Genomic DNA, 10,308 nt, shown 5'->3' with positions numbered 1-10,308 from the left:
CAAGGACCAGGTGGAGGGACAGTGGGACAAGGCGGCGCCGACGGCCGGACCGACCAGCTGATCCACCCATTGGCGCGGCGGGCGAAGCCGTATAGGGGCGCCAACATGATCGAAGTCCCATCGCCGCTCCGCCTTCGTCTCGACCGCGCTGCGCTTGTCGCCAACTGGCGCTGGCTCGCCGCCCAAAGCGGGTCCGCTGCCTGCGGTGCGGCGCTGAAGGCCAATGGCTATGGCCTCGGCGCGCGCGCGGTGATGCACCATCTGGCTGCCGCAGGGTGCCGCGACTTTTTCGTTGCGACCTGGGCCGAAGCGGCGGCGCTGATGCCGCTGCCCGAAGGCGCGTCGCTGTCGGTCCTCCACGGCGCGGGCGCGAGCGACATGATCGCGGCGCGCACATTGCCGGTTCGTCCCGTTCTCGGCAGTGTGGAACAGGTTGTCCGCTGGCGTGACGTGGGGGAGGGGCGGCCGTGCGACGTGATGGTCGACACCGGGATGAACCGCCTGGGGCTTCGCGTCGAGGAGGCGCTGGCCGGCGCGCTGGGCGGGCTGCGCATCGAAACTCTGCTCAGCCATCTGGCCTCGGCCGACGAGGACAGCGCCCAGAATGCGCAGCAGCTCGCGGCGTTTCGGGCCGTCCGCGACGCCATTCCCGCACGGCGATACAGCCTCGCGAACAGTGCCGGCATTTGCCTGAGCACCGATTTCGCCTTCGACCTGACCCGGCCCGGCATCGCGCTATACGGCGGCATTCCGCGCCGCGAGGCAGCGGGGCATATCCGCCAGGTCGCTTTTCCCGAAACGCGTGTGTTGCAGGTCCGCGATGTCCCGGCGGGCGAAGCCGTCGGCTATGGCGCGGCATGGACGGCGCACCGCAACAGCCGCATCGCCGTCGCGAACCTCGGCTATGCCGATGGCTTTCTGCGCTGCCACGCGGGGACGGGTGCCATGGCAAGCTGGCAGGGCCATGCGCTGCCGTTGATCGGGCGCGTCTCGATGGATCTTGTCGCCTTTGACGTCAGCGATGCCCCCGCGATCGGCGAGGGTGACTGGCTGGCACTCGGTTACGACCTGCCGATCGTGTCGTCGGCGAGCGGCTTGTCGCAATATGAGCTGCTAACCGGGCTCGGCGCGCGGTTCGAGCGCATCTGGTCCGAATAGCCGCGCGAGCGCGAACGCCCGCCCTGCCAGCAAGGTTTCGCCGCAGATCGCTGCCCGTTCCACCCCCCAAAGAAAAAGGGCCGCTCGTGAGAGCGGCCCTTCGTTATTTGGGTGGCGGCGAGGATTAGAGCTTAACCTTCGCGCCCGCATACATGTAGCGGCCGGTGACCGGGAAGATGCCGCTGCCATCGCCCGTTCCGGTCAGGCCCCACGGCGGCAGCGTGTCGAACACATTGTCCATACCGACGTAGAAGCGGAACTGCTTGTTCACCGTATAGCCAACCTGAAGGTCGACATAACCGATGCTCGGGTAATATTTCACCGGGAACGCGTCGGCGTTCAAAGGCGCGCGGCCCTGGTGCGAATGCTGGGTTTCCCAGGTCGCAATCGCCTGGCGACCGATGAAGCGGAAATCATAGTCGATGTCCCAATTGCCGGCGACCAGGTTGACGCCGAAGCTGCCTTCCCAAATCGGATCGCCCAGTTCACCATGCACGCGGTCCGAGAATTCCGGATCGGTGATCGAGGTGAAATATTCGCGGTTTTCGATCCACGACACCGCCGCATTGAGCGAGATCCGCACATCGTCGTTGAAGCGATAGGCATATTCTGCCTGCGCATCGATGCCCGACGCCTTGAACGAGGCATAGTTGAAGGGCTGGTTGATGAACGCCGGGCCCAGGTCGGGGAGGGTGATGATCGGCAGGCCCGACACGTTGCGGCCCGACTGACCGTCGAAGGTCGCGTTGGTCAACGGATCGTTGGTCGTGCGACGGAAGACGGCGGCGCAATAGGGATTGTCGATGCCGACCGTGTCGTCATAGCAGCGGTTGATGATCGCCTGGCCGGTCAGGCCTGCAATCGCCTTGTCGATCTTGATGCGATAATAATCGACCGACAGGCTGAAGCCCGGAAGGAACTTCGGCTGGATGACCCCGCCAAAGGTCAGGTTCTTGCCGACTTCGGGTTCGAGGTTCGGGTTGCCCTGGTTGAAACCGGAGATACCGCCCGAAGGGGTGTTCACCCACGGCTGCGTCGAACCGTCGGGCAGCGTCAGCACCGTCGGAACACCCGCCGCGGCGCAGTTGCGCGCACGATTGGGGTTCTGGCTGATCACCGTCTGGCTGCAAGGATCGACCAGGTTGTTCGCAAAGGTCTGCGACTGGGTCGCATAGGCATCCGACAGGTTCGGGGTGCGAACCGAACGGGCATAGCCCGCCCGCAGACGCAGGCCGTCGAACGGCGAATAGACGACGCCCGCGTTATAGGCATACACCGCCTTCGACACGTTGCTGTAATCGGACACGCGGCCCGAAACTTCGACCGACAGCTCCTCGGCGAGCGGCATGTCGGCGAGCAGCGGGATGCGCAGTTCGCCGAACAATTCCTTCGACGTGATCGACGGCGGATCAAAGGCCGACGAGCTGTTCAGCGTCGTGCGGCCAGCCGTGGTTTCGGCGTCATAGGCCGAGAACGCGTCTTCCTTGCGATATTCGGCGCCGATCGCGAAGCCGATCGGACCGCCGGGCAGTTCAAACAGGCCCGACGTGTCGCCCGAAATGAACGCGGTGGCGTTGAACATTTCGGCCCACTGGTCGCGGAAAGGCGTGTAACGCGCATAGGCAAGGCCATCGGGCGTCGTCAGCGGTGCACCTTCGCCGAACAGGTTGATCGGACGGCAGGCCGCGTCGTCGTTCGTCGTGCTTGCATCGGCGTTGATGCGGCAGACGATGTCGCCCTGCGCATTGCGAACGGCGTTGGTCGCATTGTTGAACTTCGACGAGATGAAGTGACCACCAGCCTCATAATAGGTTTCGGTACGACCCCAGTTCAGGGCGACTTCATAGCGCAGATTGTTCGCGGCGCTGATTTCGCCGCGCAGACCGCCGACCAGGCCCCAGGTCTCGCGCTTGTGCTGTTCCGAACGCGTGCCGGTGTCGTTCAGGAAGCGGATCATCGAGAAGCCGGCCGTGGTCGACGTCGTGCCCAGCGCCTGCTGGATCGCCGAACGCGCCTGGTCCGTCAGATAGGGGTTGTCGAGGAAGAAGGTCGACGACGTCCCGCCGAGCGAGAGCGCGACCGGCTGGGTCGACGTCTGGTTCGCGGTGATGTTGACATATTTGCCTTCAAAGAAGACTTCCGCCGCCGGCGAGAATTCGTAGCGGCCGAGCAGCGTCGCATTGTAACGCTGAAGCCCCGGAAGCAGCATTGCGCCTTCGACGCCGCTGGCACCGCGGCCACCGCGCACGCCGCCGCCAAAGGGACGAAGGTCGATGGCGGGGTTGTTACGCAGCAGCGTGCCATCGGGGCTGAACATATAGTTGTCGGCAACGCGGCCGCCCGTCGGGGTCAGGAAAGGCGCACAAACGAGTGCGCGCTGCGCCGCATTGGTCGCGGTTGCCGCGGGGCAGGAAAACAGCACCGTGCCGCCAAGCGACGCGTTGCCGAAGGTGCTGCCCGGATAGACATCAAAGAATGCCGTGTCGGGGATGCCGTCCGATGCGTCGCGGACATTGGGGTCGCAGAATGCGACGCTGCCCGGGATCGGATTGCCCGATGCATCGAGGCGGCACTGGATGTCCGAATCGACGGTCGCGAAGCCCGGGGTGCCGGTGAAGGCGCCCGTCTGGGCATTGCGGTCGGAGAACAGCAGCGTGCTCGAATGGGCATAGCCGCCGGAAATCGCGATGTTGCCGCGACCATCGGCGAAGTTCTTACCGTAAACGCCGCTGATCTGGTACGATCCGCGGTCGCCGCGCGACGACACGCCGCCCTGCGCGTTCAGCGCAAAGCCGTCATAATCGCGCTTCAGGATGAAGTTGACGACGCCCGAAACGGCGTCCGAACCATAGACCGCCGAGTTGCCGCCGGTGACCAGGTCGACGCGTTCCAGCAGTTCGGTCGGGATCGTGTTCGTGTCGACACGGTAAGTGCCGGGGGTCGACGACACCGAGCGGCGGCCGTTGACCAGAACCAGCGTACGGCCGGTACCCAGGCCGCGAAGGTCGAGAAGGTTGAGGCCCGAGGTGCCGATCGCGGCCGTCGAGTTCGCCTGGGTGAAGGTCGAACGGAGCTGCGGCAGGCGGTTGAGCATGTCGCCCAGCGACAGTTCGCCGGTTTCGAGCAGGTCTTCGGCGCTGACGCTCGTGATCGGGATCGACGCATCAAGGTTCGGGCGATTAAGGATGCGCGATCCGGTGACGACGATGACGCCGCCGTCATCGGCTTCGCTCGCCGCACCGTCGGCGGCGACGCTGGCGTCCTGCGCGATCGCGGGCATGGCGCTGAAAAGAGCAAGCGACAGGGCAGAGCCCCGCACCAGCAGGCTGGTCTTCTTCATGATATATTCCCCGGTTGCCGTTCAAAGAGTTGAAGTGAACGGATTGGGAGCCAACAAGACAGAAAATTCTGGCCGCACAAGTCCTTGATGAATTTTTTCTGACAGTTGGAAGACTCTGCCGTGGCGCTGTTGCATTTTCGCAACAGCAACGCAGCCTCGGCAGTTTGCACCGAATGGAATCAAAGTTCGACCGCACGACAGGAATGATTTTCCTGTGGCAGTTTTGAGGATGGAAATGCCAGCCGCCTGATTTCTTTTGTAACTAAATTGCTTCGACGGATTAAGGCGACGTTGCATAGAGGGCGCAGCATGTCCGGCGAAGCCGTCGGTCACTCCGCGACCAGCGCCGCGATGTCGGCGGCGAATCATCGCATGGCCTGGCGGGTCGGCGCGGGGCGCATGTTGCGATGCATCATATATTGATGCTAATGCAGTCGGCACGAAATATCCGGCGCGGCGGGGTCGCCGACGCAGGGAACGCAAGGAGCGCGGGTCAAAATGGCGAAGTCCAAGGGGACGGCGGAAGATGATGTCGTCACGATCAAGAAATATGCCAACCGGCGGCTCTATGACACCGAGCGCAGCTGTTACATCACGCTCGAAGATCTCGGCACGATGGTTCGCGACGGCCGCGATTTTCGCGTCGTCGATGCCAAGAGCGGCGACGACATCACGCACAATGTGCTGACGCAGATCATCATGGACGAGGAAACGCGCGGCGAAACCTTGTTGCCCGTCAATTTCCTGCGCCACCTGATCGGCATGTATGGCGACAAGATGCAATCGATGGTGCCGCAATATCTCGAAGCGTCGATGACCGCGTTCCGCAAGAACCAGCAGGACGTGCGCTCCGCGCTCGAAGGCGCGCTGGGTTCCAACCCGCTGGCTGAACTGACGCGCCGCAACATGGAGATGTTCCAGCAGGCCGCAGGCGCGTTCATCCCCGGTGCCGGCGGTGCCAGCAAGGCCAAGGATGCCGAAATTGCGGCGCTGAAAACCGAAATTGCCGAGCTCAAGTCGGAACTCGCCAAGAAGAAATAAGCGGGGCCATGCGCCCCAGTGACGGAAAAACGAAATATAATGGTCAAACATGCGCTCAGCGTAACCCGGCAGGCCGATTTTGCGGCCTGGTATCAGGATGTCATTGCCGAAGCCGATCTTGCCGAGGAATCGGGGGTGCGCGGCTGCATGGTGATCAAGCCATGGGGCTATGGCATCTGGGAACGCATCCAGAAGGTCATGGACGCCGCGATCAAGGATGCCGGGGTCCAGAACGCCTATTTCCCGCTCTTCATCCCCCTGAGCTTCTTTGAAAAGGAAGCCGACCATGTCGATGGTTTCGCCAAGGAAATGGCGGTCGTCACGCACCACCGGCTGGTCCAGGACAGCAAGGGCAAGCTGATCCCCGATCCCGAAGCCAAGCTGGAAGAACCGCTGATCGTCCGCCCGACGTCGGAAACGGTAATCGGCAATGCGATGAGCCGCTGGGTGCAGAGCTGGCGCGACTTGCCGCTGAAGGTCAATCAATGGGCCAATGTCGTGCGCTGGGAAATGCGCACGCGCATGTTCCTGCGCACCAGCGAATTCCTGTGGCAGGAAGGCCACACCGCCCACGCCGACCGCGACGATGCGATGGCCGAAACGCTGCGCGCGCTCGAAATGTATCGCAGCTTTGCCGAAGATGTGCTCGCGATGCCCGTGATCGCGGGCGAAAAGCCGGAGAATGAGCGTTTCCCCGGCGCCGTCGCGACCTATTCGATCGAAGCGATGATGCAGGACGGCAAGGCGCTCCAAGCTGGCACCTCGCATTATCTGGGCACCGGCTTCGCGGAGGCGGCGAACATCCGTTATCAGGACAAGGACGGCGGCCACAGCCTGTGCCACACGACGAGTTGGGGCACATCGACCCGCATGATCGGCGGCGTCATCATGACGCACGGCGACGACGATGGCCTTCGCTGCCCGCCGCGCATCGCGCCGCACCAGATCGTGATCGTGCCGATGCTGCGCGACAATGAAGAGGATGCGGCCATCCTGGCCTATTGCCGCGACCTCGAAAGCCAGCTCAAGGCAATCGACGCATTCCGCGAACCCGTCCGCGTGTTGCTCGACGCCAGCGCGAACAAGGCGCAGACCAAGCGTTGGGGTTGGGTCAAGAAGGGTGCGCCGATCATCGTCGAAATCGGGCCGCGCGATGTTGCCGGCGGCAATGTCGCGGTGATCCGCCGCGACCGGCTCTACAAGGACGACGGCAAGCTCAACGCGGCGTTTGTCGCCAAGGGCGATTTCGTCGTCGATGCGGTCGCGACGCTCGAGGATATCCAGTCGAGCCTGCACGCCGAAGCGAAAGAGCGCCTCCACGCGAACATCCGGCGCGACGTCACCGACCTTGCGGCGCATTTTGCGGGCGACGACAAGTTCGTCGGCTGGGCCGAGGTGCAATGGTCGCGCCCGACCGGCGCGGCGCTCGACGGGATCGTTGCGCAATTGAAAGCGTTGAAGCTGACGATGCGCAACACCCCGCTCGATGCCGCGCCCGCCGATGGCGCCTGCTTCTTCACCGGCGAGCCCGCGGTCGAACGCGTGCTTATCGGGCGGACCTATTAATTGGCAAAGCGGCAACAGCCCGCCGGGCTACCCAGCCCCGACCAGATCCTTCGCTTTATCGAAGAGAGCAAGGATGCCGTCGGGAAGCGCGAGATCGCGAAGCATTTTGCGCTTCATGGCAATGACAAGATCGCGCTGAAGGCGTTGCTGAAGGACATGACCGACGAAGGGCTGGTCGATCTTGCCCCCGGACGCGCCTTTCACAAGCATGGCGGATTGCCGCGCGTCACCGTGCTGCGCGTGGCGGCAATCGAGGGCAGCAACGTCTGGGCCGTTCCCGAACGCTGGGAAGCCGCCGGCCCGGCGCCGCGACTACGCGTGATGGAACAGGGCAGGAAAGGGGCGCTAGGGGTCGGCGACCGCATCCTTGCCCGCACCGAAGAACGCGGAAGCGGGCATGTCGCGCACCCGATGAAGCGCCTTCAGGCGAGCGCCGAGATGGTGATCGGCGTCCTCGTCGAGGATAAATCACCCGGTGGAAAGCCAATGATCTGGCTGCGCCCTGCCGACAAGCGCGCGCGTTACGACTTTGCCGTCGCCGACAAGGGCGACGCCGATATCGGCGACCTTGTGCGCGCCGAACTGAACGGGCGCGGCCCGGCGATCAAGGCGAAAGTCATCGAACGCATCGGCGACCCCTTCGCACCGAAGTCGTTGAGCATGATCGCGATCGCGCGGCACGAAATCCCGCATGTCTTCGGCGGCGAGACGATTGCCGAGGCCGAACGCGCGGCGAAACTGCCGCTCACGCCCGAGGGGCGCGAGGATCTGCGCGACCTGCCGATTGTCGCGATCGACCCGATCGACGCGCGCGACCATGACGATGCCGTCTGGGCGATTCCGGACGATGAACCGGCCAACAAAGGCGGCTTTCGTGCGATCGTCGCGATTGCCGATGTCAGCTATTATGTCCGCCCCGATGGCGAGCTCGATCGCGAGGCGCGGCGGCGCGGCAACAGCGTCTATTTCCCCGACCAGGTCGTGCCGATGCTGCCCGAAACGCTGTCGGCGGGCGTCTGCTCGCTGAAGGCCGGGCAGGACCGCGCCGCGATGGCGTGTCATCTGGTCATCGACAAGCACGGGAAAGTGACGTCATGGCGTTTCACGCGCGCGCTGGTGCGGCTGCGCGCCAACATCGCCTATGAACATGCGCAGGCAGCCTATGATGCCGATGCGCCCCGCGATGAATGGGACGCCGATGTGCTTCCCACGCTCAAGAATTTGTGGGCCTGCTGGGCGCTGCTCGCCAAGGCGCGTGCCGCCCGCGCGCCGCTCGATCTCGACTTGCCCGAACGTCAGGTCATCCTTGACGAACAAGGCGGCATTGCGGAGATCCGCGTCCGCGAACGGCTCGATTCGATGCGGCTCATCGAGGATTATATGATCGCGGCGAACGTCGCGGCAGCCAAGGCGCTGGAGGCGAAGAAGTCGCCCGTCATGTACCGCATCCACGAACCGCCGAGCCGCGAGAAGCTCGTCGGGCTCAAGGACTATCTCGAAACCTTCGAGCAGAGCTTTGCGCTGGGACAGGTAATCACCCCGGCGGTGTTCAACCGGCTGATCGACGGATTTTCGGAAGACGATCGCTTGCCCGAAATCATGCAGGCAATTCTGCGCAGCCAGACGCAGGCTTATTACGGTCCCGCCAACGCGGGGCATTTCGGCCTCGCACTGGGCAGCTACGCGCATTTCACGTCGCCGATCCGTCGCTACGCCGACCTCATCGTTCACCGCGCGCTCGTCGACGCCTACAGGCTCGAAGTGCCGGGCAAGCCGAAGGATCTGCCCGCGCGCACCGGGCTGGGCGACGCCGACGCGAAGGGGCTGTCGCGCATCGGCGAGGCAATCAGCGCGCTCGAACGCCGCGCCATGGAGGCGGAGCGCGAGACGGTCGATCGCTATGTCGCCGCCTATCTGGCAAGCAAGACGGGCGAAATCGTCGCTGCGCGCATCACCGGGGTCCAGCCCTTCGGCTTCTTTGCGACGGTCGACGGGCTTGGCGGCGACGGGCTGGTGCCGGTTTCGACCTTGGGCAGCGAACGATTCTTCTATGACGAAGCGGCGCGCAGCCTCGACAGCGAACATGGACGCGTGAGCTATGCCGTGGGCCAGCGGCTCGACCTCCGGTTGATGGACGCCAACCCGATCAGCGGCGCGCTCCGCTTTGAATTGCCCGACGCACCCGAAGGCGGCTTTCGCGCCCGCCCGCCGCGCCGCGACGGCGTGAAGGCAAGGGGGGCCGGCAAAGACAAGGCCGGCAAGCATATGGTCGGCAAGCGCGGGCGGCCCGCGAATATCAAGCACAAGGGCCGGAAACGCTAATCAGCCGCCCGCCATCCGCTGCAACAACGCCGCACTCTCGGCATCCGCGGGAAAAAAGGCTTCGATCGCCAGTTCCGACAGCGTGATGTCTACCGGCGTGCCGAAAATCGTCACTGTGGAGACGAAGCGGACCTCGCCCAGCGGTGTGTCGAGAATCAGCGGCACGGCAATGCCATTGGCGGCGCTTCCGTGATGGGCGTCCGCGCTTGCGGGATAGGCGGCAAGTTCCTCGCGCAGCGCAATCAGTCCGGCGTCGGCGCTCGCGTCGACCTGATGGTCGAGCCGTTCGAGCAAGTGCGCGCGCCACTCGGCGTGGTTGACGATATGCGGCGCAAGGCCCCTGGGATGCAGGGCGACGCGGAGCACATTGACCGGCGGCTCGAACAATTCGGGTGCCGCGAGCCGTATCAACAGTTCCACCGCATCGTTCGCCGCGATCATGTTCCAGTGCCGATCGACAGCAATCGCCGGATAGGGCTCATGCCCCTTCAGCACATGCTCGACGATGGCCTTCATTCCTGCCATTTCCTCGCTGTCGAGCGCGCGTTCCTGAAAATCGGGGGCGTAGCCGCCCGCGAGCAGCAGCGCGTTGCGCGCGCGATGCGGCACCTCCAGGCAATCGGCGATCCGTTGCAGCATCGCCGCGCTTGGCCGCGAGCGGCCCGTCTCGATAAAGCTGAGGTGCCGGGTAGAAATCTCGCTGTCCAGCGCCAGGTCCATCTGGCTCATCCGGCGCCGGACGCGCCATTCGCGAAGTTGTTCGCCAAGGGGAGCGGGCTTCATCGTCTGTCTCCTTCGTAACGCCAGCTATACCCCGGCCTTCGCGCTTTCCATTACCTCGCGCGTAATCGACGCCATTCATTTCCGCGTCCAGTTTGAGC

The 10,308-nt window shown here is 64.1% G+C and carries 7 protein-coding genes; 4 read left to right on the top strand and 3 right to left on the bottom strand.

Annotated elements, in window-relative coordinates; all coding sequences use genetic code 11:
- The first annotated feature begins 105 nt into the window (after positions 1-105).
- Positions 106-1,158, top strand: a complete 1,053-nt coding sequence (gene alr, locus A3E77_RS04295; RefSeq protein WP_293643603.1) for an alanine racemase — start codon at positions 106-108, stop codon at positions 1,156-1,158.
- A gap of 124 nt (positions 1,159-1,282) precedes the next feature.
- Here the strand turns inward: alr and A3E77_RS04290 are convergent, their stop codons facing one another.
- Positions 1,283-4,498, bottom strand: a complete 3,216-nt coding sequence (locus tag A3E77_RS04290; protein WP_293643602.1) for a TonB-dependent receptor domain-containing protein — start codon at positions 4,496-4,498, stop codon at positions 1,283-1,285.
- Positions 4,499-4,519: 21 nt separating this feature from the next.
- Positions 4,520-4,831: a hypothetical protein gene (locus A3E77_RS04285; protein WP_293643601.1), complete on the bottom strand. Its 312-nt coding sequence runs from the start codon at positions 4,829-4,831 to the stop codon at positions 4,520-4,522.
- A 165-nt stretch (positions 4,832-4,996) separates the two neighbouring features.
- Here A3E77_RS04285 and phaR point away from each other — a divergent pair, with 165 nt between their 5' ends.
- The 3 genes from phaR to A3E77_RS04270 are packed head-to-tail and all read left to right on the top strand — an operon-like array spanning position 4,997 to position 9,427.
- A complete protein-coding gene (phaR, locus tag A3E77_RS04280; RefSeq protein ID WP_293643600.1) occupies positions 4,997-5,539 on the top strand; it encodes a polyhydroxyalkanoate synthesis repressor PhaR in 543 nt (180 codons plus the stop codon).
- A gap of 39 nt (positions 5,540-5,578) precedes the next feature.
- Positions 5,579-7,105 (top strand): proline--tRNA ligase, encoded by a 1,527-nt coding sequence (gene proS / locus A3E77_RS04275; RefSeq protein WP_293643599.1) that lies wholly within the window; start codon positions 5,579-5,581, stop codon positions 7,103-7,105.
- Positions 7,106-9,427: a ribonuclease R family protein gene (locus A3E77_RS04270; RefSeq protein ID WP_293643598.1), complete on the top strand. Its 2,322-nt coding sequence runs from the start codon at positions 7,106-7,108 to the stop codon at positions 9,425-9,427. It begins immediately after the preceding gene.
- On the opposite strand, the gene A3E77_RS04265 is transcribed toward A3E77_RS04270, so the two are convergent.
- Complete coding sequence (locus A3E77_RS04265; protein WP_293643597.1) at positions 9,428-10,210, bottom strand: helix-turn-helix domain-containing protein; 783 nt, start codon at positions 10,208-10,210, stop codon at positions 9,428-9,430.
- Positions 10,211-10,308 lie beyond the last annotated feature (98 nt).

The organism is Sphingopyxis sp. RIFCSPHIGHO2_12_FULL_65_19 (assembly GCF_001830555.1).
Lineage (GTDB): Bacteria > Pseudomonadota > Alphaproteobacteria > Sphingomonadales > Sphingomonadaceae > Sphingopyxis.
The sequence above is the reverse complement of the archived record's forward strand: the minus strand, read 5'-3'. Positions and strand labels throughout refer to the sequence as shown.

Excerpts from the sequence above, each read along its gene's own strand:
- alr (WP_293643603.1), top strand. The coding sequence starts at position 106 with ATGATCGAAGTCCCATCGCCGCTCCGCCTTCGTCTCGACCGCGCTGCG.
- A3E77_RS04290 (WP_293643602.1), bottom strand. The coding sequence starts at position 4,498 with ATGAAGAAGACCAGCCTGCTGGTGCGGGGCTCTGCCCTGTCGCTTGCT.
- phaR (WP_293643600.1), top strand. The coding sequence starts at position 4,997 with ATGGCGAAGTCCAAGGGGACGGCGGAAGATGATGTCGTCACGATCAAG.
- proS (WP_293643599.1), top strand. The coding sequence starts at position 5,579 with ATGGTCAAACATGCGCTCAGCGTAACCCGGCAGGCCGATTTTGCGGCC.
- A3E77_RS04265 (WP_293643597.1), bottom strand. The coding sequence starts at position 10,210 with ATGAAGCCCGCTCCCCTTGGCGAACAACTTCGCGAATGGCGCGTCCGG.